Here is a 24,446-nt window from a genome sequence, read left to right as displayed (position 1 = left end):
GACTTTCCTTTTCTAACGGTTACGCATTAGCGCGCAAACCGCGGCGAATACCCACACCAAATAACACGACGACCATTGCCAGCAGCCAATACCATGTTGGCGACATGCCACTGCGCGCCGACTCAGCCTGCTCACCGTCACCCTTCGCTGCCGACAACTCCTCGGCATGCTGGTCCGGCGCTAGCTCACTCGGCGCCACTTGCACTTCACGAATGGTGCTGGGCTGAGCAGCCGGTTGCTCGGCGACCGTGCGGCTGCGCGCCAACACGGCCTCAAGCTCCGCTGCGCGCTCGGCGCTGAGCTGGGCTTTTACTAGCTCATACATTGGGTGATTAGCATGGGTGTGGCCGCTGCCAGGGTTGCCGTGCTCAATAATATTGCTGGCAAACTGCTGGGCGAGCTGGGCGGTGGTTTGCTCACCGGCCTGCCAAAACCCTTTGTCGATGGCCACCAACATCACCGCCAAAATATTGGTTTGTACATAGCGCTTATCACCTTCGCTCAGGAAGGTATCCAGCCCAAGGTCGCGGCTGTCGTCGATGTAAACGTCTTTTAGTTCGCTCCACACCGCGTCGCTGATTAACTCCGGGCTGGTGACTTCCCAGCCCCAGAGGTACTCGACGAATTCACTGCCCATGGTGCGTGCACCGGCGTAGCCCTCTTCCATTAGGGGTTTGATCCACTGTGGATTGAAGAAACGACCGCGCAACTCGGTGGCGAGCGTTTTCTGTAAGCTGTCCATACGCAGCGCATCGCTGCGGGCATGATTGATCACCGCGCTTTCCGGCTGTCGACCGGTGACGGTTTCCACGGCCAAATTAAAACCGCCGAGGTAGTCGAAGGCGTCGTTATTGTCGATCAAACCATAGAGGTTACTGGCGCGCCCGAGAAAGGTTTTGGATACACCCGCCAGCTGGTCGCGAAACACCTGCTGCGCCGCGTCGCCCTGCAAACCCACGCCGAAGGCATGCCCCATGCGCTTGAGGTAGACCTCACCCAGCTCCTTCCGGTCTTGCCAGGCACCTGAACGCTCAACCAGTCGGTTAATACCTGCGCCGTAACCGCCCGGCGCAATACCAAAGACGCGCAGGCTGGCTTGCCGCCCCACTTCACTGGCACCCATCCCCGGCTGCGCGGCGAGCATCGCGCGCGCCTCTACCACCCAGTTAGTCGCCACTTGGTTTTTCTCCAGCGGCTCGCGACCACCAGCTGCGGTATCTTCGATCAGCGCCAGCGCGGCATTGAGGGCGGGCCGTAAATTCGGGTATCGCTCTGCGATGATGTCGCGGCTGGCATCCACCGCCATTAACACGGCGCGATCAAGCAAGTTCATGTGTCGCCCGTATAAATCGCGAAACAGCCCAGAGGCGGTAAACAACACGTCCATACGCCGGGGCTGATCCTCGCCAAGCTCGATGCGCTCCAGCCCTTTTACAATGCCGCGACTGTTCCACACCGGCCGCATACCCAGCAGCTTTAGGCCAAAGGCCACCATCGCCCCTTCGTCCCGCACCGCATCCGAGGCCCAAAGAATCACGCCCTGTTTATTGGCAGGGCCCGATTCGCCGTATTTGGCGGCAACGCGCTGGGCGTTTTCACGCAGCAGAACCTCATCGCTTTGCTCACCGCGAAGCACCTGATCAGCCAACTGGCGCCCAACCTGATAGCCGAGCTTACTGGGAATAAGACTGCCGTCCAGGGCGTGGAAGTTGCGCCCCGTGGGCAGGGCCTCGGGAGTTCGAATCGGGTCGTTGCCTTTACCGGGCGCAACAAAGCGCCCATTTAAGCCATTGAGTAGCGCGGCCATCTCGGCTTTGGGAGAACGCGTCAGGTCTCGCCGCCACACCGCTTTTTCAGCCTCAGTCGCGCCGCTATCCGCCATCGAAGCCAACATGGTATCAACGCCGGCCGGGCTCCAATCGCGACCCAATACATGCAAGCCCAGCGGCATAAAGTCTTCCTGAACATGGGTCAGGTAGTGGCCGACTTCGTGGAGAAAGAGCTCTTCATCGATCTCTTCAAAACCGATACCTCGCACTTTTAGCTCTTCGTCCATCGACGCTTCCAGCTCATCGCGCAGACCATATTCATCGATTTTCGCCCTGAGCTGCGCCAGCGCGCCGCTGCGGGTAAACGGGTCACTCGCGGCCTCGGCGCTCTCCACTAACTGCCGCACTTCCAATAGCTCATCGTAAAGTTCAGTAACTGCCAGAGGCGGCGTTAAGTGATCCACCATCACCGCCAGGCCACGACGCTTGGCTTGAATCCCCTCGCCAACGCCATCGACGATATAGGGATACACCCCCGGCAGATCACCCGCGATAATGCTCGGGTAGTCGTCTTCCCCCAGGCCCACACCCCGGCGCGGCAAAAACTCGTAGGTGGAATGACGACCCACATGCACCAGCGCATCGGCGCCAAAGTCATCCTGCAAGTAACGATAGAACGCCAGGTACTGATGCGGCGGCGGAAAACTCAAATTGGCGTGCAACAGCTCTTCGTTCAGTTCCCAGCCCCGCGGTGGCTGCGGGCCGACGAAGACATTGCCAAAGCGAACGCCGGGCACCAGCAAACGCTCGTCCCAAACCATTACCTTGCCGGGGGCATCGCCCCAGCCGCGAATGCCTTCAATGCCCAGCGCAACCAGCGCTGCCACCCGCGCCTCGGCGGCCCGCCATGACGCTTGGCCACCACTGGCCACGGCATCAATTTGCGTCTGGTATTCGCGCTCTAGCTGCTCCAATAAATCCAGCGCCCGATTGCGGCTTTTTTGACGCACACCATCGAGGGCGTGGTGAAGATTCGTGACGGTATTGTGCATACTCTCGGTGAGTAGCGTTAAACGTTTATGGCGCAGGCGAAAATCCTGAAGTGCGCTGAGCCTCTCAAGCTGACTCACCATGCGCTGGTGTAATTCACCCAGCGGGCCAGCCACCATTTCTTGCTGCACAACCTTGGGCAGCGTGGCAAACCACTTCCGATAATCGTTTGCACTCAGGCTGGCGACCTTACCAGACATCTCCGCCAATGCCTGGCGATCTTCGGGTAAATTCACCCCCCTTTCCTGCAGCAAACTCAGCAAGGCCTCGGTACTCTCTGGGAGCTTTCCGGTGTGATAGCCCGCAGACTGCAGTACCTGCAGCATTTCCAGCAAACTGTCGGGGACATTGAGATTATCTGCGCCGATATTGTGGCGACCGGGGGGGTGGTTGTAGTAGACAATGGCGATCCGTTTATCGACGTTGCGCTTGTTTTGCAGCGCCAACCAACGCTCTACCCGCCGCAGTTGCCGGGCCAACTCAGCGTCGACCACTTCGCTGCGACGCAGCCTGGCACCGGTGGCCGGGTCGATACCGGAGTCTGACGCCAGCGAGAGAATTTGCGCCTGTCCAATGCCCTGGAGTTCGGGCATGGCCAAACGGTAGTGCACTGAATCTGCCGGCAAACCCTGAGCGGAAAGCTGCCAGTCACTATAGCCCCAGTCCAGCACCCGCAGGCCTTTCAACACGGGCAAGTTCAGCGCTTTCAGAGCGTCGAGAACCGCTTGGCGACCTTCACCGCCGCCAACCACAAAGTCCTGCAGAGAAATAATGACCGAGGGCGTCGCCGCACGCTTACCGGCCATTAGCGTTGCGATGGTATCTACAGCGTCGACGCTGGGCTCACCCCATGCCGCCAATAACGAGACGCACTGCCACTGCTGGTTTGCGCAAATAGCGCGATGCAACGCCCATTCACCGTTGAGGTCGCCGGTGTTGTGGTCGAGCACCCAAACAATGGGCTTATCGGCAGACAGTGATTGGTCCAGCTCGTCACTCGTCAGCCAACGCTCCCCTTGTTTACCGTGTAAGGCCAAACGCAGCGGCGCCTGTTCTCGCAGTGGTGCGACATCCCCATCATTCAGCAGCGCAATCAACGACTCGGCATTCACCGCCGAGCGGTGAATCCAATACGCCCGTGCCTGCAACCACGCGCTGTAATCGGGAAATTTTTGCTGGCTGGCCGCCAGTGACTCAGCATCCAGCGCCAGGCCCTCGCTGCCCACAAACTGCTGACTAACGGCGCTGGAAAACAGCTGCCCATTGGCATCGCGCTGCAGCGCCATAAGCCGGTTGTCACTGTGCAATACAAAGCGGCGTTGACCGCGCGGATACGCCATTGCCAGCAGGCGTTCGACGGATTCGCCGAACACCCCCGCGAGAAGTAAGGAATGGTGACTCAACAGTAGCTGCTGTAAATCTGCGTCGTTCAGTCGCTCTACTTGGCTAACGGTGCGAATCGCTATATCCGCCTGCGGCTTCTTATCAAGATAGCGGTGAGCGCCCGCCACCAGCACCGAGGAAGAGCGGTCGGAGACGATCACGAGGCTAGCCTGCGCCGCCGAGCACAGCAAGCTCGCAGTCAGTGCGAGGAGGAATACCAGTAACGCCTTAGTCCAGTGCCACTTGTTAAAATGCTGATTCACCCGAAGTCCCTTCCTGTACGGCAGCCAAAGTAAGGCTGTGATACCGCGTGCAAGTGGACGTCTCGACAACTGGCATAACCAGCTATTGCGCTCGCATGCCCACCCGCATGTGATTGATAAAACGCGGTTGTCGAAAAGGGAGGAATTTAGAAGGGAAAACTGGCCCTGCTACGTCGCCCACCGCAACTACGCACTGTGTTCAGGCCGGTCTCCGGGCTTACAGAAGTGGATCTCTCCAAATGTTTGACGCCTTCCCGTCGTGAGACAGTGGCCGTGCCAAACTACTTCTGATTACCGTTGCGGGGGCAGCACAGGGCTAGCATGCATGGCCAGAATCAGCACAGTATGCGCACCTGTTTCCCGTTTAACCCAAGTAAAACAACAATTGGGCACCTGGAACAGGGAGCGATCATACCGACTTAATTAACTCGGTCAAGACAAAGGCGCGGGCACTAAATACCGGGTAGCAGACGCCAGGCGATTTTTGATCACGCGAAATTTGTGTGGGTCAGCCAATGGCTTGCGAGATCAATACTCTGAGTTTCTCCTCGTAGCCGCTGCGCAGTTCGCGATACATTTCCTCACCAAACATCTGGCTCAATGTCGGCTCGGAAACCAGAAAGTAATTCATCGCTCCCAGCAGCTGATACACGGTAATTAAGGCCTGAGCATCGGACGAAAAGGTGGAAGGCGAGGCCTGCTTGGCCAACGCGATAAGCGACTCCAAAAATGGCCGCAGGTACCAGATATTGGCAGAGGTTGCGCGGTGTTTGTTGTCCAGGAGTTCGCGCATTAGCAGCTGCGTTTTGTGGGTCTGCCCTTCCAGCAGGCGGTAAAAGCGTATCAGCGTGTCTTCCAAGGCACTGCTACCCTCGCCGCTTGTGGCATCGCGCGCTGCCTCTAGTTCTGCCATTAACTGGTCAGAAATTCCTTTCAGCACTTCGCCGTATAGCTTTTCCTTGCTGCCAAAGTGGTGAAGCAGGGCCTGCTTGGTATAGGGCAACTCGTCGGCAATGGCCGCGATGCTGGTGCCATAGAAACCGCGCTCGGCAAACAGACGTGTTGCCACCGACAAAAATTGCTGTCGCGTATCCGCTGCCTCACTCATCACCATGCGCTCCTACTGTTTTTTTCAAACGGGCTGTTTGCCACACTTATCGCCGCTTGACAGCTTACCATGTGGTAAGTATGGTTTCACTTACCACATGGTAAGCCGCGTAAATCGCAAGGGGTCGCAGCGTGAAACACACAACTGAAATTCATCGCATTAACGAGTTGCTGAAACTCAATGAAGAAAAGTCTGCCTTTCTTGACGACAGCGTTAGCCATAACCCTGTTGAGCACTACTATTCGGCGTCGATTTTCGAGCGGGAACAGGCCGCCATTTTCCGGCGACTACCCCAGCCTCTGGTGCACAGCAGCGAGCTGAAAGAACCCGGCGCTTTTCTGCGCCGCACACTGGCCGGCTTACCTCTGCTGATCACCCGCGATGCCGATGGCCACGTGCATGTTTTTTTAAATGTTTGCCGCCACCGGGGCACGCGATTGGTAGATGAACAATCTGGCTGCAAACACCGCTTCACCTGCCCCTACCACGCCTGGACCTGGGACAACCGCGGCGAGCTTATTGGTGTACCCCATCAAAAGCTGGGCTTCCCCGATCTGGACCGCGCCCAACACGGCTTAAAACGACTTGGTTGCAGCGAGTTTGGTGGTTGGCTGTGGGTAAATCCGGCCGGCGAAGAAGCGCCGGATATCCCCGCCTTTTTGCAGGACTATGCCCCGGACTTTTCATGGTTTGGCGGCGAGTCGCTGCAGCTTCTCCACGTAGAGGAGCAAACCCGCGAGGTGAATTGGAAGTTGTTGGTGGAGGGCGGCATAGAGGCCTATCACTTCCGCGTGGCCCACCGAAACACCATCGCGCCTTACTTCTTCGACAACTTATCGAGCTACGAAAGCAGCGGGCCGCACCTGCGCTCCATACTTGCCAAGCGCTCAATGGCCGACTTGCGCACACAAGCTGAAGCTGACTGGCAGCTGCGCGACCATGCTCAGGTGGTCTACACCTTGTTCCCAACCACCCAGCTCTTGGTGCAGTCTGACCATATTGGATGGGTGCACTTTGAGCCACTCAGCGCGTCGTCTACCCGCATGCGGCTGTGTACACTGGTGCCGAAAAACCGCGTCGAAACGGACAAAGACCTGGCGCACTGGGCGAAAAATCATGCGATAACCGTAAAAACGCTCAGCGAGGATTTTGCAATTGGCGAAAGCATACAACAGGGGCTGCGTTCAGGCGCAAACGAAGCGCTAAACTTCGGCCGGTTTGAAGGAGCACTGGCGGTATTCAACCAGCAAATCAGTGATCGACTCTCGCCAGAATAGCGATAACACAGGGTTGCGATAAGAACGCAGCCTCTGTTTCCGAGGTGATATGAATACACGCGCTCGTAGCTATTTGCACATGCCGACCATTCCCCGCGAGTTTATCGCGCAGATGGTCGAACACCTGCCGCCACAGGAGCTGGCAAATTCCTCACTGAAGGGCTTGGTATCCGACCTGCTGAGTAAGAAAAAAGTCAGCATCAACGAATATCGCAGCTTGCACCGCTGTCTGGCCGAGCAATTAGATGACGAAATGCTGGGCTTTCTGCCGCGACCCGTGCCGCGAGGAAGCCTGAATACCCTGAGCCATCTGCTGGTGCACAGTCCAGACCTGTACAGCGCCCTGGAAAACTACAATCGCTTTTACAGCCTGTTTCTCGATGCCGAGCAAACTCTGTTGGACTTGTCGCAGTTACGCAGCCAGCACTGTATCGAGCTCAGGCGCATTAACGGTCGTACGACCAGTCCTATGTTTCAACAAACCATCATGATGGCACTGGTGAAGATTCCCAGCTGGCTGGCGGGGCAACAATTGCCCATCCGCTCGCTGCACTTCCAGTTTGACGCAATGCCCTTCGACCGCGAGTTTGCCTATCTTTATGGCGCCGTACCGAGCTTTGGTGCGGCCTCGACACGCTTGCAATTTCAAGCGGCGGCGCTGGCCTTTGCGGTGCGCCCATCGCTGAATGCGGATGACTACAGCAAGCGATTTATGGAGCATTTCCTGTACTGGTCTGACGATGATGACCTCACCCGGCGGGTGTACGCAGAAATCTCTCACCGCCTGGGGAACGATGACGCAGACGTGATTGCAATAGCGGGGATACTGGGTGTGTCGAAACACACCCTGGCCCGCCACCTCAAAGCCAGAGGCACGAGCTACTCGGCCATTCTCGCTAAAGTGCGCCACGACAAAGCGCTGTATCAGCTGGTAAATAGCGATGCCTCTATCGAAGCAATTGCCGAACAGCTCGGCTACACAGAAACCGGATCATTCAGCCGCTCTTTCAAAAGCTGGATGGGAATCAGCCCCGCCGACTATAGAAAGATCGCGCAGCAAAATGCGACGAAATGCTAAATTCTTGCAACGCCTAAACATTCTTCCCTCAGCCACTGCCGCCTACACTGCATCCAAGGCTTACCTAAGGGCCAACAAATATCGATTCAGAGGAAAAGGCAATGACGACACCCAAGCAAGAAAACTTTGACAGCTATGTGTCTTCTGAGACCGCTCGTAAGTACAAAAAATCGGCCTCCGATGCATTGAGCAAAGTAGATCGACACATGCTGGATAAGCAGTTGGCCGCAGTTCAACGCGATGGCTACGTTATTATCCCCAACGTCCTGTCTGCTGAACAACTGCATGAAATTCGACAAGAGGTGTCTCCCCTCCTGGACAGCACGGGCCGCAATGACTTTGAGGGAGCGCTGACCCAGCGACTGTATTCCGTTATTGCGAAGACTTTCGTTTGTAACCCGTTGGTCGAGCATCCACTTATTCTGGCGCTACTCGACAGCCTCTTTCAGCCGGGCTATCTCTTGTCGCAGTTACAAGTCATCAATATTTTGCCGGGAGAGAGCCAGCAGGCGATACACACCGACGATGCTTTTTACGCTCTGCCGCGCCCACGGCAGGCACTAGGCGCCGCGACTGTGTGGGCGATAGATGACTTCACGACAGAAAATGGCGGCACCGTGGTGATTCCGGGGTCTCACCAATGGGGAGAGGGTGGCCCCACCGACGAGCAACTGTCCCGGCAAATTCACTGCGAAATGCCCGCAGGCTCAGTGGTGTTTTTTCTCGGAACGCTGTGGCATGGCGGCGGCGCGAACCGTTCCTCGTCCTCACGGCTGGCTATCACTGCGCAGTATTGTGAGGGCTACTGCCGTACTCAGGAAAACTTCAGCTTATCTATACCACTGAAGCGCGTGGCAAAATGTTCAGAAGATATTAAACGGATGCTGGGCTATTCAATTTATGGCCCATTTATGGGCATGGTCGATGGCAAGCACCCAAAGCGATTATTGGAGGGCCTGGCGTAATTTACTCGGTGATATAAGCGCCGACGGTGACCGGCGCTTTTTCGGTTAGCGTTTGCCCAACCAAATCATTGATAGGCTCGCTTACCTCTTACCGGATAGTTGTTGTCCGGGTCTCGTATCCAGCGCAAACCGGAAACCAAGGTGCTTATCTCTGGGCGAACGAAGGGGTTATTTGAGATATCCACCACATGTAGCTGGCCCTCAGAATTGATAACGAATATACCCGGCTCCGCAAAGGGATGGTCGGTTTCCTGCGCTGATCGCGGGTCAGAAATATACAGGCCCAGGGCCTGCATTTGCTCGACAGACAAGCCAGTGTACAGGGGGAAGTTAACCTTGAGTTCGGCTTTGTGCGCTGCCAGCTGCTCAGGGCTGTCGGCGGACACCGCGGCAATATCTACCCCACTATTTTTGAGCGTCTCTCTGACCTCCTCCAGACTGTTCAAGTACCGCGTACACAGAGGGCAATGCTTGCCGCGATAGACGACAATCATCATCCAGTCACACCCATTCTGTGGCGTAGTAATATCGCGAGTCGTTTGATCTTCGGCGATAACGTGTATGCTCGGAAAAGGCATACCCGCTTCGAGTTTAGGCGTTGTCATAATGGCATCTCCCAGGTAAAACCATTAAAGGTGAGTGGCGAGGTGGCGTTGAAAACGCGTAAAGTCACTGTCGATATCAGGTGCCTTCATCACATCGTGCGCAGAGAAAGTAGGCAGCGGCGTCGCGGCAAAAAATTTCATATTTAAATGAACCGGCGCGAGTAAATCATCGACACTCATGCCGCTAAAAAATGGCTCAGCGGGATCGTCGAAGGCCTCCTTTGGGGCATTGAACGTCACCGACAACATGTAGCGTGTATTCGCCAACACTCCCCCAGTGCCGTAGTTGCGCTTGGGATCAGCGGCGCTGCGGCCGTCCCCTTCGCACAGTCGCCCATCCATGCCTGCGGTATACACCTCGTCCATGTACTTTTTGAAAGACCAGGGTACCCCCATCCAGTTCGCGGGGAATTGCATCAGTACAACATCTGCCCACTGATGGTTAGCCACCTCCTCGTCAACATTGTAGCCATCGGCAACAACCGTCTGGCGCACGGCGTCGCCGCGCTCGCCAAAGTAGGCTGCAGCGGCCGCAACGAAGGCCGCGTTTAACTCGCCCTTTGCGAAGTCATAGGGCTGATGCCCATTGATAATCAGAATATTACTCATGAAACCCTCCAGTCAGGTCAGGACTTGATTAAGCCAAGCAATGAGAGGACGATATCGACAGTGGTTACCAAAAACAACCAGTTACCTTTTGGTTACCTTTACATCAGCCCAACGGGTACAGTTGGGCGAAGAACGGGGAAAGCACACAATGAAAGCACGGGTGAACGTTGACGAACGAGGCCGCCGAACCGCCAGTGATGCCTGCCTGGAGCCCTGCTCGATTGAGCGCGGCATGAGGGTGATTGGTGGAAAATGGACTGGCTCTATTATTTATCACCTAAAAGACGGTCCAGTACGGTTTAATGACCTGGTACGAATGCTCGGCGGGGCAAGTAAGAAGATGATAGATCAACGTCTGAAAGAGCTTGAAGCGCGCAATATGGTAACGCGTACCGTGATCAGCGAGCGCCCGATCGCCGTCAATTATGCGCTGACAGACTTCGGCCGCAGTGCGCTGAAAATTTTGGACGACCTGCGAATATGGTCGGAGTCCAACAATATTACTTAACTACCGTCGCGAATGGGTCTGCAGCGGCCACACAGACGCCCAGACACAACATCCACTATGTTTACGGGATTAAAATGATTAAACACATCGTACTCCTCACGTGGAAGCCGGAAACCACGAAAACTGAAATAGACGCCGTTAGCCAGGGGCTAGCCCGACTTCCAGAAGATATTCCAGAGATCGTCTCCTACCACTTTGGCCCCGATGCAAAGCTGTATCGCGGTAATGCCGACTACGCGTTGGTGGCTGAATTTCACTCGGAGGCGGACTTAAAAACCTATGTTACTCACCCCAGCCACCAGCGCTTTATGAAAGAGGTGGCAAACCCCATTCTCGACACCTTCCAGTCGGTACAGTTTGAAACGCCCTAAATTCCCGTGCTAGCTAGCTGCCAGACCTAGTTAGCCCTTCTACTCAGAATAAGCGGGAGCTTTTCTGGCTTTGGTAGCGGAACAAACTGAAACTTCACTTCGAAATTTTTCGGTAATTCAAAAGTGAAATTCAGCAACATGTGATGCATGAATATCTTTCCCAGCATGACGCCAAAATGCATACCTATACACTTATGCGCACCGCCACCGAACGGGAAATAGGCAAAGGGGTGAGATTTTTTTTCATTCCTCTCGCTGGAAAATCGGTCCGGGTCAAAAGTTGTTGGGCTGGACCAATATTTCTCTGAGTAGTGGTTGTGAATCGCTGCCATCATCACCGGCGTATGCGCAGGAACCTCGTAACCACCTAACTGGGTCGGCCGAATACTGCGACGAATCAGTATCGGAATGGGTGGATGCAAGCGCATACACTCATAGAAGCCATTCTCAACATCGCTCATAGCCTCCAAGCTATCAAAATCGAGTAGCGATTTGTCGAGCGCAAGACTCTGCTTTCGCGCCCTTTCCTGCCAGTGTTGATTAGCCGCATAGTAATACACCAGATGATTCAGTACGCTTGTCGCGGTATCGTGGGCAGCAAATAATATAAATGCGGCATGATCACTGATTTCTTCATCGCTAAAGGGCGTGCCATCTTCCTTACACTCTTTGCTCATCAGTGTAAGCATGTCGCTCTTGTCGCTATGCCGCCTCGCCGGTATCAAGCTGGTAAAGTAATCCCTCAGGTAAGCCACCCCTTTTTTTGCCTTGTAGAAGGGGGTCCCCGGAATATTCTTTTTTACCGGGTCGTTAAAACCAGCCTGGATGTTTAAGAACGCGTCGTTGAGCTTCTGATACTCCTCGCCGACATCATCAACACCGATGAATATTTCAGCACCTATACGCAGCAGTATTTCTTTGATCTCTGGATAAAATTCCAGCGGTTTGTCGTCGTTCCAGCCGTCTATAAACAGCTTTACCAGCTCATTAATCTTTTGCGCGTAAGCCCTCATCGACTCCGTTTTGAAGCATGTTTGCAGAATGCGCCGCTGCATTTTATGCACATCGAAGTCATACGCGAGTACGCCACCATCATAGAAGTGGCGCATCGTTTTTTGGTACCCCATTTCGGTAGACCAATTTTGATCCCTATCTAAAAACACCCGCTGGATATCATCTGCCCCCAATAGCAGCAGGCCTTTTTGGTCGCCAAACTGTATGCGCGACACTTCTCCCCACTTTTCGTAGTGCTCTTTGATTAAACCAGGGAAGTCCACAAAACCCCTTATGCCTCTTCCCACAAGCGGCAAACCATAGCTCCCCGGTATATGCCTGATCCGGACACTGTCTTTTGCGCGGCGATAGCCGGTCTCCAGGTCGAGTTTTTCTACAGATTCCATAACAGCCCCTCGCCGCCAACTGAGTTACACATGCGTGCAACTTAGTTTGCTATGGTAAAGTTGTAAAATTAAAGATATGTAAGGGAAGGCGTCTTGGCGTTAACAGAAAAGCAAATTCAGCGAATCGAGAATCGCAAAAAGCAGTCTCGCGACAAGATCACCTCAAGCGCTTTAAAGCTCTTTGAGAAGCAGGGCATTGCCAATACAAGCGTCGTCGATATTGTCAAAGCATCAGGCGTAGCTCACAAAACCTTTTTCAATCACTTTAAGAACAAAGATGAGCTCATGATCCACTTGGCGACGGAAGCCGCCACGATTGGCGACGTCTTTTTCGCAGAGGCATTAGCCGTCAGTGACGAGCCCAGACTTCAGATAGAACATGCCTTAATGGGGATGGCGCAAGCCTTTGTGCCGGTGAACCAGACTTACCGCGAACTCATCAATTATTATTTTATTTCAGGCAGCCACCGCGACATGCGTAATCAGCAGCGCAATCATTTTCAAGACAACATTAGAGCCATTCTGACGACAGCTAAAGATGACGGTAAGTTAGTCGACGACAATAACTTCGAAACCTATATGGATGTATTGGTAGGCGTTTTTATCTCTCTCATTATCAGCTGGAATATTGAAGACGCCTTCCCCATCGAGGCGCGTATGGAGGGCGCTTTGAAACTGGTGAACGACAGCATTTTCAGAGCTATTTGAACAGCGAAAATGAAAACCGACGCAGACCATGGAAATGTCTGCGCCAAGTTTATTCACTACCAACTAGCTCAATGCCTTCGCCAGCGGACGATCCACTCTCACTTTGAACGGCATTTGAATTTCATAGGTAACGCCTGCCACGCGGGTTGGAATGGGCGAACCGGGTTCCAATTCCGGTGGCAACAAGCCTAAAGGACGGCTGCGCTGCCCGGATACGTATAAGCGGTCCCCAGTGGGGGCAATGGCAATGCCGGTCACCTCGGTAAGGTTAGGGTTGCCGGGAAGCTGTAACAGCGGAATGGTGGTTCGGTCCGGCAACAGCACCATGCAGCGCATAAAACCGCCGTCTTCCACCACCAGCATTTCACCGTCCAGCGTCATGGCAATATTGTCCACCCCCGTCAGCGGCTCTTCGGCATTGTCGAAGGGGGAGCCTGCCACGTCATCCCGAGGGGCGTAGATGCTCTCGATGGTTTCGCCGTCAATATCAATGGCCCAGATATTGTCGTCACTCTTCGTGGAAAAGAAGATAAAGCCATTGAGGTACCAAACCCCTTCATTGCCTCCAAAGATCGTGGCGTCGACCTCACCCACCGTTGCAGGCTGAGCGCGGCCGTCGTCAATGGCATCGTTCCATACAATCGGCGTCGGGCCGGCACGCGCGGCATCAATGCCGGCAGGCACATACAGCACCTGCAGTTTCCCGGCAGCCATGTCGGGGCGCTCATTGGCTACCGGCCAGCTGCTGCTCGTCCAAGCGGTGCGGTAGAAGCGGTCGGTTTCGCTGTCGATATCTTCGGTGTGGTAAATCGCTCGGCGCTCGGCATCAACCGCCACCATTTCGTGGGCTTTGCGGCCGAAGCACGGCAGCTCAACGGCCTCGCCGCCGTCGCGAAGCGGGCTGCACTCAAACATCTTACCGTCCCAGATTTCCTCGCCGTTAATCCAGGTTCCCCAGGGGGTGGCGCCGCCAGAGCAATTCGTGGTGGTACCGCGCTGGCAGGGGTAGGCATCGACAAGATTACCCGCCGCATCAAAGCGCAAGGCACTGACCCCGCCGCCGAAAAATGGCGGCAAGAACGCGGCGGTATCGCGGTCTAGATTGCGTCGGAATTCACCAGTCGGGTCCTGGTCGCGGATCGTTGTCAGGTCGCGCGCTTCGGAGTTACTAACATAGATCCAGCCACCGTCGTCGGTTCTGAATGTGCCACCGCCGTCGGGGTCTGAATGCCAGAAGAACAGCGGGTCAACACTGGGTACTGGCGGCTCGCCAAATACCGCCAACTGACGGGAGGTGAACCCCAGGGGAAGACGAATGCCGTCGTCATTGGGCTCTTGCAGAGGGCCAATGTTGCGAAATTTACTGGAGAACGTCGCACTACCATTGCTGCTGGAACTGGACGAACTGCCACCACAGGCGGTCAACCAGCTTGCCGTGGCGACACTGCCTGCCGAGAACAACAGGTTGCGCAGAAATAGTCGCCGCGACCAGCCCTTGCGCTCCGCTTCTTTTAATAATGGATTCATCCAACCTTCCCCTCTAGTTTTCTAACTACTATTTTCTATTACTTGTATTTTCTATTACTTGGCCGCAGCGCCCAGCGCTAAAAAATGGCGGCCGTGTGACACCGAGATGACAAGCCCATAGGTTTTAGCATAGTTATATGACAGCGAGATAACATTCCGGGCTGACCCTCAGGCCAGCAGCGCCTCTGCATGCAACAGCTTACGCACCCAGCGGTGGGCGAGATCATGGTCCAGGCGCGGATGCCACGCTGCGGCAACGGTGATCGACGGCATCGTCGCCGCAATCTTTACCTCACTCAGCGGGCCAGACATTACCGATAGCAGCCGGCGCGGGATCATCGCGATGAGATCGCTAGCCGCCAGCAAACTCGGCAACACCGCAAAATTGGGCAGCGTAACCGCCACTTTGTCGAGCAAAGGCGAGTGATGCAGGTCGCGAAATAAGCCTCCTTCAAAGGCAAACCCCGTGGGTGAAACAATGACATGGTCATAACCCAAAAACGACTCTGCGGAGGCTTGCTGGTCTGCCAGCGGGTGCCCCTGCCTTGCCGCTGCGATGTAAGGGTCGGTAAAAAGCTCTTCGCTGGAAAAGTCCGCCGGCAGGGCCTGCGGAAAACTCAGCATCAAATCCAGCTCGCCGCCGCGAATCCGCTCTGCAGCCGCTTTACTGTCCAGATCGTACAGGGCAACTTTCACCTTTGGCGCTAATGCGCGAATCCGCTGAACCAGTGGCACTATCAGGGCGATTTGCAGGTAGTCATTCGCAGAAATCGACAGTGTGAATTCAGCTTCCTCGGGAACAAACACCGGCGGCGCGATCAACTGCCGAGCATCGCTGAGCAACTGTTTGATGGCAGGCCGCAGTGACTCAGCGCGAGAGGTTGGCGTCAACCCCCGGGGGTTGCGCACAAACAAGGGGTCGTCGAACAAATCGCGCAGTTTTTGCAGAGTGTAGCTGACACTCGGCTGGGTGACATGCAATCGCTTTGCCGCCTGGGAGACACTGCACTCATCCAGAAGTACATCCAGCACTTTCAGGGCATTCAAGTCGGCCTTCAAGATATCGCTCATTTTTATATCTTTTATAAAATTTAATAATTTGATTTATACCATGTGCATTTCTATAGTCCAGCCACACTCCACACCTCCACCCATTTTGGAAGTCGACTATGTCCTCGCGCAGCCAACATGCCTCAATTTGCCGGATGTGCCACGCCGCCTGCCCAGTCATTGTGGAAATGGAAGATGGCCTCCCGGTTAAGGTGACTGGCAACAAGACCAGCCCGACCTATCACGGGTTTTGCTGCAGTCGCGGCCAGGCCTCGGTGGAGCATATTCGCCACCCCGACCGCTTGCTGCACTCGCTGAAACGCATGCCCGATGGCCGCTTTGAGCCCATCGCGATTGAACAGGCAATGGATGAGATTGCCGAAAAATTGCGGGCGATCGTCGACCAACACGGGCCTCGCGCACTGGCCGCTTATTTCGGCACTTACTCCGGCCCCTACCCCGCCGCCGGTACGTTGCTTGGCTCACTGGTGGCCTCGCTGGGATCACCGATGATATTTGCCAGCGCCACCATCGACCAACCGGGCAAAGATATCGCCAACGCCATGCTCGGTCACTGGAAAGCCGGCCCCCAGGCCTTTGCCGACTCCGATGTTTGGCTGATGCTTGGCGGCAACCCCATGGTGACGATCGCCGGCGGCGTGCCCAGCCAAAACCCCGCGCGACGCCTCACCGACAAGATCAAAGATGGCATGACGCTCATCGTGATCGACCCGCGCAAAACCGAAACTGCCGCGCGCGCACAAATTCACCTGCGCCCAACGCCTGGCGAAGATGTCGCGGTGCTGGCGGCAATGCTGCATGTCATCATCAAAGAGCAGTTATACGACGACTCCTTTGTTACTGAAAACGTGAAAGGCTTTACCGAGCTGAAAAATGCCGTTGCCCCCTACACCCCAGAGCATGCGGCTGCGCGCGCCGACGTTCCCGCTGAGCAAATTTTTGAGGCTGCGCGGGTGTTTGCTAAGGCCAGGCGCGGGGTAGCGACGGGCCTAACCGGCGCCAATATGTCTGGCCACAGCTCACTGACAGAGTATTTACTGCTGTGCCTGAACACTCTGTGTGGCCGCTTCGTGCGCGAGGGCGAGCCCGTCGCCAACCCCGGTGTACTGCTGCCACGGGCAACGCCCATTGCCGAAGCGGCCGATCCCGCCCCCTATCACAATGTTGGCGAAGCCTTGCGCGTGCGCGGCCTTTCACAGAGCGCGGCAGGCATGCCCACCGCGGCATTAGCGGACGAAATTTTGCTGGAAGGCGAAGGCCAGGTGAAGGCGCTTATCGTCAACAGCGGCAACCCCGTGGCGGCCTGGCCCGACCAGCAGAAAACCGTGGCGGCGATGAAAAAGCTCGAACTGCTGGTTCACGTGGATATCAAAATGTCGGCCACCGCCAAACTGGCCGACTACATTATTGCCCCGAAAGTCAGCTACGAAGTTCCAACCATTTCGCTCGCCGTCGAGCACCTGGAAAACTTCTCTTACCACTGGGGACTTTGTGAGCCCTTCGGCATGTATGCCCCGGCTTTGATGGACACACCCGAGGGCTCCGACTTAATCGAGGAGTGGGAGTTTTATTACGGCCTGGCCCAGCGTTTGGGCATTGGGCTATTCAGCTTCCCAATGCAATCGCGCACGGCGACGGTGCGTGAGGAGCGCGACTTTGTGATGCTGGATATGGACAACAAACCTACCAGCGACGACATGCTGGAGCTGTTGTGCAACCGCTCTCGCATTCCCTTGGATGAAGTGAAAAAGCACCCGAACGGCGCGCTGTTCCCTGAAAAAATTGTCGCGGCCGCCAAGCGCCCCGACTGCACAGCCAGGCTGGATATTGGTAACCCCGACATGATGGCCGAACTTGACGCCGCAGTGGTGGCCAAGCCCCGCGATGACCGCTTTCCGTTTACATTGGTGTCGCGCCGAATGAAAAACGCCTACAACTCATCGCTGCGGGATCTGCCACGCTTGGTGAAAACCAAACGCCCGTACAACCCGGCCTATTTGCACCCGGATGATCTCGCAGCACTCGGCCTCGATGATGGCGATTACATTGAAATCCGCTCGGCGCATGGGGCGATTGTTGGCATTGCCAACGCCGATAAAACGCTGAAACCCGGCGTGCTATCGATGGCCCATGCCTACGGTGACGGGGCGCTTTCTGAAAACGCGAATGCCACTGACCAGAAGGATATTTTGTTCCGTGAGGGCAGCAACACCTCGGCATTGATCAGCACAGATGACGACTACGACCCCTTCTCAGGCATTCCCCGTATGAGCGCCCTGCCGGTTGCCATTCAGCCCTACCACAGTCACCCCGTCCCCAGTCAGCCCGCCCCGCAATAGCGGGTGGAGTGCGGCACTATTTCGGAAAAGCAGGCGGCCGCGGCTGCGCCTCCGGCCAGCGTTGCGGCTGACGCTTAAATTCGCTGAGGTCGTAGCCCATCTCGGCGATGCGCACCAGCAGCTCCTGATAACGCGTCTCCGACAGCTGCGGTGAACGCGCCATCAGCCACACGTAGTCGCGCTTCTCGCGCCCGATGATGGTTTCTGAGTAATCCTCAGAGATATAGGCCACCCGATAGTCTGCCTTGAACGGCCAAAGGAATTGCATCTTCCACTGGGTGTTCGCTGTTCCTTCCACCACCGTTGCCGAGGGGCGATATGTTTTGAGCGGGGCATCGAAACTGCCATCGCGAAAATGATAAGCCACGGCGATACCGCCGTCGTCCTTAAGCTGGTAGCTCTCTATCCCGTTGTGAGCATCGCGCTCGGGGAACAGCGGAATAAAACCGATCACATACCAGTCTCCCATAAAGCGCTGAAGATCGAGCGAAGACGGTGCCGGGAGCGCGTCACGCGCCGTGGTGCAAGCTGAAAGAATCGTCATTGAAAGTCCGAGGATGGCCATACGTAACATGTCACACTCCTTTGCCAGTGAATGCCTGCTGTACGTAATTTGACCAAACTCAGAGCATTGAGAAATACGCTCGTATTAACATCCCCATCTGCCAATAATTAAGGGGTATGTGAATACTTACCTACATAGACGGCCAGCTTGCCAGTATTTCCGCCCTCTGCCAACGTCGCTAGGGCTTTAGGCGCATTTTCCAGACCGTGGAAAAGCTGATTTTGGTTTACCAGTTTTCCAGCCAGAAACCACTGCTCGAGCTGCTGCAATATCGCAGGCACTTCAGCCATGTGGTCCAGAATTAAAAAGCCTTCCATGCGCAAGCGGTGCAGCGTCACCAACGGTAAATTCTTCACGCCGTAGCTGTCCTGCTTGCCGTATTGCGACACACTGCCCGAGGCAACAATACAGCCGCCGATAGTCATTGTGGGCAGTACCGCATCTAGGATTTCGCCACCGACATTGTCGAAAAATAGCTCGACGCCGTCGGGGATCATTTCGCGAATATCGGCGGTCAAATCGCGACTTGCCCGATAATCAACGGCGCCGTCCAAGCCCAGCTGCTCGGTTAGGAATTCACATTTACGGCTGCCACCGGCGATACCAAACACCTGAGCACCGGCGGCCTTGGCCAGTTGCGCAGCCATTAACCCAGTAGCACCCGCCGCCCCGCTAATCAGCACCCGCTGCCCCGCTTGCAAACGGCCGACCGTCATCAAGCCAATATGCGCAGACCAGGCAGTGAGCCCCAGCGTTCCCATGTAGGCATCCAATGGAATATCAGTGTGGGGAGAAAACCTCAGTGTAAAGCCGTCGTTAAGCAACTCATCACCGCTTACCACCTTGTAATCGGCCCACGACTGCAGACTCATCACATAATCACCAAGCGCAAAGTCTGGGTGGCGCGACGCGACCACTTTTGCGATCACATTACCGCGCATCAATTCGCCCACCTGCAACTGCGGCAGGTAATCGCGCTTCTCGCTAAGCCACAGTAAATTGGATGCATCGAGCGACAATAGGCAGGTTTCCAGCAGAAGCTGCCCCTCCCCCAACTCGGGTAACGGCTCGCTCCCCCAGCGCAGCTCGTCGCCAGCCAGGGCGTTGTCGAGATAGCGGGCAATACGCCAGCCGTTGCAGAATTCCGGTGACATGACTCATCCTTTTTTAGCTATTGTTAACGATGCCAGCGCACTATACGTGGCGCATAAAATTGCCCGCAATGTGTATCCACGACGAATCTACCCTGCAACGACGACAGCATTGCTCACCGTGCGCCTGCGCTGCACCGCCCTGCTTCGGACTGATACACTGCATCTCGTACCCAACGGAGCGATAACCGTGATGAAACCCCACACACCGGCCCCTACATGCAGCGAAGACACCGGGCAACGCCCCCGTGAGCGGCGTTTCCAATTTTCCAGTAACCGCGGCAACGCCACCCACCGCGTGCGCTATGTTGAATTCGGTGGCGGTAACGCGGACCAGACATGTCGCCTTTGCCAACCAACTCTGCCCCCCAAGTCACGGTAAGCGCCGAAAAGTTTCCCCCCGAGTGCTTGCAGAAAAAACACGGAAAACAGCCCCAAATCCGCCCCGCTACGACATACGTAACAGTATTTTGTGCTGTAAATAACAAGATAGTTTGGGGGATTTATGAAAAGAACCACATTTGCGCTGCTGTCGATGATGGCGGCGAGCAGATCTGTACTTGCCGTTGAAAACTGGCAGGGACTCTACACCGACCTACGCGCAGGCGCGGGTTTTAATCCAGGCGACAATGGTGAGTTGGAATTTCGCCGCGCAGATGGCAGCGACAACCGCGCCGCAATAGACAGCGCTTTCGGCGATAACTTCAATGGAGAATTTAACGCGGGCAGCTTACTGGGCGCCGCGATCGGCTATAAATTCCAGCAAGATCGCTGGGTCTATGGCGCCGAATTCAGCCTTTCCTCAGCCGATTTATCGCAGGATCAAAGCGCCTTCTCGGCCACGCCCGCCACGTATGTCGAGCGCCGGGAAATCGACCTACTCACCCATGCGTCGTTCAACATCGGCTATGCCAGCGAGCTGCCTATTCTGCCCTTCTTCAGCTTGGGCGCGTCCTATGGCGACGTCGATTACAGCTGGCAGGGTAACTCCGGCGCTTTTCGTGGTGACAACGGCAAGGATGACCGCAACATTGGTTACCACGTTGGTATTGGCGTTGAAGTGAAACTTAACGGGCCGCTGTCGCTCACCTTCGAATATCAATATGTCGACCTCGGCGATGCTGATTTCGCTACCAACTTCAGTGGCGAACAGGATTTGCTGGGGCAGAATAACGGCGCCTTCAACGCCTTTGGCAATGCCGCCTCCGGGGGCACCAACGCACAGGGCAGCGACGACGACTTCGATTTTCAAACTGTCGGGGCGGCGCTGCGCTACCGCTTCTAAGGCGTTTCTCCAGGCAGCGTGTCACGAACCGACACGCTGCTTGGCCACCCACCTCACATGCCTGGCTATCGCTTCATCATCACGCAAGGCCTCTATGCTTGAAAACCGTTGCCCTAGGGTCAGCTCATCATAAAGCTGGTGGATACCGCTGTGGCATGGGCGACACAGCCATACCCCGGTGTTTAATTCATTGCGGTTAAAGCGCTTGTAAAAGCGTGGCCGACGGTGGAGTTTCCGAGGGATCAAATGGTGAAATGTCAGCGCTACCTGCCTTTGGCAAAGCTGACACGGTTGTTGGGCGGGGCGGCGTCGAGGCATTGATATTTAACCCCAAAAAAAAGCCCCTGGGGGAGGGGCAAGAAGCAGGATCATGAAAAGCAACTACTCTTATGCGAAATCCCCCCTTTTGGATCACCACTGACAACGTGTGCTAACGCACAACTTGCCCAGCGCGACGACAAGCACCCACCACTACTGCACTAAATTGTCTACTCGATCACTTACACAGCGCGAGGCAACTCTTAGTATTGCCGCCTCTATTTTCCAGGCTGGCCCAGTGACTTCTCCAACAACATCTCAGCACCATATCGCTCATCTGCACGCTTTTCGCGGTTTCGCCATTTTGAATGTGATCGGCGCCCATGCCTGGACATCGCTAATGTTCCGGGTTGGGGGCTACGAAATGGCCGACAGCATGCGGCCACTGTATTCATTGATCCAGACCGTTTTCCACGATGCCACGCTGTATTTTGCGGTGATATCGGGCCTGCTGTTTACCAAAGTGTTGCGCGGCCGGCCCTGGGCAAACTTTTACCGCGCCAAGCTTAAGAACGTCATCCTGCCGTATGCCGTTTTGAGCGTGTTCTTTTTAACGGCGCTGTGGGATTGGTATGTTGGCTATGCTGCCGACAACGGCTTGCCCACCGACTACGCCACCGCCCTGCTACGCGGCTTGCTGCTCGGGCAAACACTGCCCCAGTTTTGGTATATCCCGGTGCTGGCAGTGCTGTTTGTGATCACGCCGGTATTGGACGCACTTATCCAACACCCACAACGTCGCTGGCTGGCCGTAGCGCTGGTTATTCTGCCTTTGTTTATCTCGCGCACGGGCATGGCGAATTCAGTCAGTGTGCAGACGATTGTCTATTTTAGCGGTGCCTACCTCTGCGGTATGTTGATGGGCCAACACTATGACGCCGTTCAGACTGCCATCACCCGCAACACTGTCAATCTATTCTTACTGGTATTGGCAAGCTCGGCGGCACTATTCGCTCTCTATGCCAACGGCTATAAAAGCAGTGGCTGGCTGTCGTACACCGAAAGCCTGTTCTACATACAAAAACTGGCGATCACCGCGCTGATTCTGCATACCTTCCTCTGCCTGGAGGGCGGGCTACCAAAGCTGTTGCACACGCTGGGCGACTACGCGTTCGCGATTTACTTTTTGCACTTAGTGTTCATCTTTTTACTGGCACAACTGCTCGTCGAGCCACTGCGAGCGCATCTGCACAGCGGCTGGATGTTCGCCGGGGGGCTATTGGTCATGGTGGGCAGTGCGGCATTGACCCTGGGCGCCAGCGCAATGTTAAAACGCTTGCTCGGCAGGTATTCAAGGATGATCATAGGAAGCTAACGCAGCAAAAACGTAAGCAAGGGAGTTGCTATGCGCTATGTATCGCGCGGCCTTGCCGCTTTCATAATCGCCCTGATGGCCGCACTCAGCGCGCTCGCTGAACCGCCAACACCAAGCCCGCAAGCCTACCGCGATGGTTTGTATTGGCTGCCAGACCTACCCTACGGCGACCACCCTCGTCAGCGCATGGATATCTATTTACCCAGTGTGACTCAGGGCGCACCAGTGATCGCAATGGTGCACGGCGGCGCGTGGCGTTTCGGCGACAAACGTCACCGCACCGTGGTTAAGCACAAGCTGGCTCACTGGTCATCAAAGGGCTTTATTTTTGCGTCGATCAACTACCGGCTTTTGCCGGATGCCAACCCAGGCGTTCAGCGCGACGATATCGCCCGCGCCCTCGCTCACTTGCAAACCACCGTTGGTCAATTGGGCGGCGACGCCGAACGCCTGATATTGATGGGGCATTCTGCCGGCGGCCATCTTGCCGCTTTACTCGCCGCGCGCCCCGATATTGCCTATGCCGCTGGCGCCACGCCGTGGCGAGCGACCATCGTCCTCGACAGCGCCGCCGTCGACCTGGAAACGCTAATGGGCGCACCGCATGCCAAACTCTACGACGCCGCTTTTGGCGATGAGCCCAAGCATTGGCAGCGCCTGTCACCGCTTCGCCAATTACAGCCTAACGCAAGCGACCTTTTGCTGATCTGCTCCCAGCGTCGCGACAATGCCTGCCCCGCCGCGCAGCGCTTCGCTACCGCAGCAGAGGCGGCCGGCAGCCACGCCGAGGTCAGCCCTCAGCCATATACACACACGGGAATCAATGCGCGCCTGGGTCAGGCAAACGCCTACACAAGCGCGGTAGATGCCTTCATTCAAAGGCAGTTGTCGGGGAGCGATAAGCGCTAGTCAAAATCCACGGCGCTGTGACGTTCTGCCATTTGCTCCTCTTCCGGCCCCCACACGCGGTTTACGCGGCGACCACGCTGCACCGCCGGGCGCTCAGAAATTTGCTCGGCCCAACGCACAACATGGGTATATGAGGTGACATCGAGAAATTCTGCCGCATCGTAGAGGTGGCCCTGTACCAAAGCGCCGTACCACGGGAAGGTGGCAATATCAGCAATCGTGTACTCGTCGCCGCACAGGTAGGTATTCTCAGCCAGGCGCTTATCCAGCACATCCAACTGGCGCTTCACCTCCATGGTGTAGCGTTCAATGGGGTATTCCAGCTTCTCTGGGGCATAGGCGTAGAAGTGACCAAAGCCACCACCCAGGAAAGGCGCACTGCCCATTTGCCACATCAACCAGGACTGACACTCGGCGCGCGTCGCCACCTCTTTAGGGTAAAAAGCGTCAAACTTTTCAGCGAGGTAAAGCAGGATCGCGCCGGATTCAAACACCCGCGTTGGCGGCGTTGTGCCGCGGTCCAGTAAGGCCGGTATTTTTGAGTTGGGATTGATGTCGACAAAGCCACTGGAGAACTGATCGCCCTCCATAATATTCACCAGATAGGCGTTGTATTCAGCTTTACTGATACCCAGCTCAAGTAGCTCTTCGAGCATCACCGTCACTTTCACGCCATTGGGGGTTGCCAGCGAGTAAAGCTGCAAATCGTGGTCGCCGCTGGGCAGGGCTTTTTCGTGCGTCGCACCGGAGATCGGCCTGTTAATATTGGCAAACTTGCCGCCACTTTCACTGTTCCATGTCCAGACTTTGGGGGGGACATAGGGCTTGGATTCCGACATACACACATTCTCCACGTTGTTGTAGTAATGGCT

Annotated in this window: 20 protein-coding genes and 1 riboswitch; of the genes, 10 read left to right on the top strand and 10 right to left on the bottom strand. The window is 55.8% G+C overall.

The genetic code is table 11. From position 1 onward, the window contains the following. Positions 1-19 precede the first annotated feature (19 nt). Positions 20-4,465, bottom strand: a complete 4,446-nt coding sequence (locus B3K78_RS04115) for a cobaltochelatase subunit CobN (protein ID WP_286694415.1) — start codon at positions 4,463-4,465, stop codon at positions 20-22. Positions 4,466-4,649: 184 nt separating this feature from the next. Next, positions 4,650-4,877, bottom strand: a riboswitch (cobalamin riboswitch). Positions 4,878-4,973: 96 nt separating this feature from the next. After that, positions 4,974-5,573, bottom strand: a complete 600-nt coding sequence (locus B3K78_RS04110) for a TetR/AcrR family transcriptional regulator (protein ID WP_286694414.1) — start codon at positions 5,571-5,573, stop codon at positions 4,974-4,976. 131 nt (positions 5,574-5,704) lie between these two features. On the opposite strand from B3K78_RS04110, the gene B3K78_RS04105 reads away from it, so the two are divergent. From B3K78_RS04105 to B3K78_RS04095, 3 genes are all read left to right on the top strand, one after another. Beyond that, positions 5,705-6,850 carry an aromatic ring-hydroxylating oxygenase subunit alpha gene (locus tag B3K78_RS04105; protein WP_286694413.1) on the top strand — a complete coding sequence of 382 codons (1,146 nt, stop codon included), beginning with the start codon at positions 5,705-5,707 and terminating at the stop codon, positions 6,848-6,850. Positions 6,851-6,899: 49 nt separating this feature from the next. Beyond that, the gene (locus tag B3K78_RS04100) at positions 6,900-7,928 is read left to right on the top strand and encodes a helix-turn-helix transcriptional regulator (RefSeq protein WP_286694412.1); all 1,029 of its coding nucleotides are present in this window, start codon (positions 6,900-6,902) and stop codon (positions 7,926-7,928) included. Positions 7,929-8,029: 101 nt separating this feature from the next. After that, positions 8,030-8,893, top strand: coding sequence for a phytanoyl-CoA dioxygenase family protein (locus B3K78_RS04095; protein ID WP_286694411.1), 864 nt, complete (start codon positions 8,030-8,032; stop codon positions 8,891-8,893). Positions 8,894-8,958: 65 nt separating this feature from the next. On the opposite strand, the gene B3K78_RS04090 is transcribed toward B3K78_RS04095, so the two are convergent. Together B3K78_RS04090 and B3K78_RS04085 are read right to left on the bottom strand one after the other, a co-directional pair. Continuing rightward, positions 8,959-9,498 (bottom strand): redoxin domain-containing protein, encoded by a 540-nt coding sequence (locus tag B3K78_RS04090; protein WP_286694410.1) that lies wholly within the window; start codon positions 9,496-9,498, stop codon positions 8,959-8,961. Positions 9,499-9,522: 24 nt separating this feature from the next. After that, positions 9,523-10,107 carry an NAD(P)H-dependent oxidoreductase gene (locus tag B3K78_RS04085; RefSeq protein WP_286694409.1) on the bottom strand — a complete coding sequence of 195 codons (585 nt, stop codon included), beginning with the start codon at positions 10,105-10,107 and terminating at the stop codon, positions 9,523-9,525. Positions 10,108-10,255: 148 nt separating this feature from the next. On the opposite strand from B3K78_RS04085, the gene B3K78_RS04080 reads away from it, so the two are divergent. Continuing rightward, positions 10,256-10,615, top strand: a complete 360-nt coding sequence (locus tag B3K78_RS04080) for a winged helix-turn-helix transcriptional regulator (protein WP_204995175.1) — start codon at positions 10,256-10,258, stop codon at positions 10,613-10,615. A gap of 74 nt (positions 10,616-10,689) precedes the next feature. Beyond that, positions 10,690-10,986, top strand: coding sequence for a Dabb family protein (locus tag B3K78_RS04075; protein ID WP_286694408.1), 297 nt, complete (start codon positions 10,690-10,692; stop codon positions 10,984-10,986). Positions 10,987-11,012: 26 nt separating this feature from the next. On the opposite strand, the gene B3K78_RS04070 is transcribed toward B3K78_RS04075, so the two are convergent. Then, the gene (locus tag B3K78_RS04070; RefSeq protein ID WP_204995173.1) at positions 11,013-12,386 is read right to left on the bottom strand and encodes a cytochrome P450; all 1,374 of its coding nucleotides are present in this window, start codon (positions 12,384-12,386) and stop codon (positions 11,013-11,015) included. A 93-nt stretch (positions 12,387-12,479) separates the two neighbouring features. Here B3K78_RS04070 and B3K78_RS04065 point away from each other — a divergent pair, with 93 nt between their 5' ends. Then, the gene (locus tag B3K78_RS04065; RefSeq protein WP_286694407.1) at positions 12,480-13,094 is read left to right on the top strand and encodes a TetR/AcrR family transcriptional regulator; all 615 of its coding nucleotides are present in this window, start codon (positions 12,480-12,482) and stop codon (positions 13,092-13,094) included. A gap of 63 nt (positions 13,095-13,157) precedes the next feature. Here the strand turns inward: B3K78_RS04065 and B3K78_RS04060 are convergent, their stop codons facing one another. Continuing rightward, positions 13,158-14,621 (bottom strand): alkaline phosphatase PhoX, encoded by a 1,464-nt coding sequence (locus B3K78_RS04060; protein WP_286694406.1) that lies wholly within the window; start codon positions 14,619-14,621, stop codon positions 13,158-13,160. 168 nt (positions 14,622-14,789) lie between these two features. Next, the gene (locus B3K78_RS04055) at positions 14,790-15,692 is read right to left on the bottom strand and encodes a LysR family transcriptional regulator (RefSeq protein ID WP_286694405.1); all 903 of its coding nucleotides are present in this window, start codon (positions 15,690-15,692) and stop codon (positions 14,790-14,792) included. Positions 15,693-15,790: 98 nt separating this feature from the next. Between B3K78_RS04055 and B3K78_RS04050 the strand changes: the two genes are divergently transcribed. Then, complete coding sequence (locus tag B3K78_RS04050) at positions 15,791-18,031, top strand: molybdopterin-containing oxidoreductase family protein (protein WP_286694404.1); 2,241 nt, start codon at positions 15,791-15,793, stop codon at positions 18,029-18,031. A 16-nt stretch (positions 18,032-18,047) separates the two neighbouring features. Here the strand turns inward: B3K78_RS04050 and B3K78_RS04045 are convergent, their stop codons facing one another. Both B3K78_RS04045 and B3K78_RS04040 read right to left on the bottom strand, forming a co-directional pair. Further along, positions 18,048-18,605: a lipocalin family protein gene (locus B3K78_RS04045; RefSeq protein ID WP_204995168.1), complete on the bottom strand. Its 558-nt coding sequence runs from the start codon at positions 18,603-18,605 to the stop codon at positions 18,048-18,050. 98 nt (positions 18,606-18,703) lie between these two features. Further along, on the bottom strand, positions 18,704-19,750 hold the full coding sequence (locus B3K78_RS04040) for an MDR family NADP-dependent oxidoreductase (RefSeq protein WP_286694403.1): 1,047 nt from the start codon (positions 19,748-19,750) through the stop codon (positions 18,704-18,706). A gap of 502 nt (positions 19,751-20,252) precedes the next feature. Between B3K78_RS04040 and B3K78_RS04035 the strand changes: the two genes are divergently transcribed. From B3K78_RS04035 to B3K78_RS04025, 3 genes are all read left to right on the top strand, one after another. Continuing rightward, complete coding sequence (locus tag B3K78_RS04035; protein WP_286694402.1) at positions 20,253-21,032, top strand: outer membrane protein; 780 nt, start codon at positions 20,253-20,255, stop codon at positions 21,030-21,032. A 556-nt stretch (positions 21,033-21,588) separates the two neighbouring features. Beyond that, the gene (locus B3K78_RS04030) at positions 21,589-22,665 is read left to right on the top strand and encodes an acyltransferase family protein (protein WP_286694401.1); all 1,077 of its coding nucleotides are present in this window, start codon (positions 21,589-21,591) and stop codon (positions 22,663-22,665) included. Positions 22,666-22,695: 30 nt separating this feature from the next. Beyond that, on the top strand, positions 22,696-23,574 hold the full coding sequence (locus tag B3K78_RS04025) for an alpha/beta hydrolase (protein WP_286694400.1): 879 nt from the start codon (positions 22,696-22,698) through the stop codon (positions 23,572-23,574). On the opposite strand, the gene yghU is transcribed toward B3K78_RS04025, so the two are convergent. Beyond that, on the bottom strand, positions 23,571-24,413 hold the full coding sequence (gene yghU / locus B3K78_RS04020; RefSeq protein WP_286694399.1) for a glutathione-dependent disulfide-bond oxidoreductase: 843 nt from the start codon (positions 24,411-24,413) through the stop codon (positions 23,571-23,573). The two genes, B3K78_RS04025 and yghU, sit on opposite strands and share 4 nt — an antisense overlap. Positions 24,414-24,446: the final 33 nt, after the last annotated feature.

It is taken from the genome of Spongiibacter sp. UBA1325 (genome assembly GCF_002306875.1).
GTDB classification, from domain to species: domain Bacteria; phylum Pseudomonadota; class Gammaproteobacteria; order Pseudomonadales; family Spongiibacteraceae; genus Spongiibacter; species Spongiibacter marinus.
This window is presented reverse-complemented; position numbering and strand designations above follow the sequence as displayed.

What these genes read in the sequence shown, in the direction of transcription:
- yghU (WP_286694399.1), bottom strand. Translation starts at nt 24,413, where the DNA reads ATGTCGGAATCCAAGCCCTATGTCCCCCCCAAAGTCTGGACATGGAAC.
- B3K78_RS04050 (WP_286694404.1), top strand. Translation starts at nt 15,791, where the DNA reads ATGTCCTCGCGCAGCCAACATGCCTCAATTTGCCGGATGTGCCACGCC.
- B3K78_RS04080 (WP_204995175.1), top strand. Translation starts at nt 10,256, where the DNA reads ATGAAAGCACGGGTGAACGTTGACGAACGAGGCCGCCGAACCGCCAGT.
- B3K78_RS04060 (WP_286694406.1), bottom strand. Translation starts at nt 14,621, where the DNA reads ATGAATCCATTATTAAAAGAAGCGGAGCGCAAGGGCTGGTCGCGGCGA.
- B3K78_RS04075 (WP_286694408.1), top strand. Translation starts at nt 10,690, where the DNA reads ATGATTAAACACATCGTACTCCTCACGTGGAAGCCGGAAACCACGAAA.
- B3K78_RS04070 (WP_204995173.1), bottom strand. Translation starts at nt 12,386, where the DNA reads ATGGAATCTGTAGAAAAACTCGACCTGGAGACCGGCTATCGCCGCGCA.
- B3K78_RS04100 (WP_286694412.1), top strand. Translation starts at nt 6,900, where the DNA reads ATGAATACACGCGCTCGTAGCTATTTGCACATGCCGACCATTCCCCGC.
- B3K78_RS04085 (WP_286694409.1), bottom strand. Translation starts at nt 10,107, where the DNA reads ATGAGTAATATTCTGATTATCAATGGGCATCAGCCCTATGACTTCGCA.
- B3K78_RS04090 (WP_286694410.1), bottom strand. Translation starts at nt 9,498, where the DNA reads ATGACAACGCCTAAACTCGAAGCGGGTATGCCTTTTCCGAGCATACAC.
- B3K78_RS04110 (WP_286694414.1), bottom strand. Translation starts at nt 5,573, where the DNA reads ATGAGTGAGGCAGCGGATACGCGACAGCAATTTTTGTCGGTGGCAACA.
- B3K78_RS04095 (WP_286694411.1), top strand. Translation starts at nt 8,030, where the DNA reads ATGACGACACCCAAGCAAGAAAACTTTGACAGCTATGTGTCTTCTGAG.
- B3K78_RS04055 (WP_286694405.1), bottom strand. Translation starts at nt 15,692, where the DNA reads ATGAGCGATATCTTGAAGGCCGACTTGAATGCCCTGAAAGTGCTGGAT.
- B3K78_RS04035 (WP_286694402.1), top strand. Translation starts at nt 20,253, where the DNA reads ATGAAAAGAACCACATTTGCGCTGCTGTCGATGATGGCGGCGAGCAGA.
- B3K78_RS04040 (WP_286694403.1), bottom strand. Translation starts at nt 19,750, where the DNA reads ATGTCACCGGAATTCTGCAACGGCTGGCGTATTGCCCGCTATCTCGAC.
- B3K78_RS04025 (WP_286694400.1), top strand. Translation starts at nt 22,696, where the DNA reads ATGCGCTATGTATCGCGCGGCCTTGCCGCTTTCATAATCGCCCTGATG.
- B3K78_RS04045 (WP_204995168.1), bottom strand. Translation starts at nt 18,605, where the DNA reads ATGTTACGTATGGCCATCCTCGGACTTTCAATGACGATTCTTTCAGCT.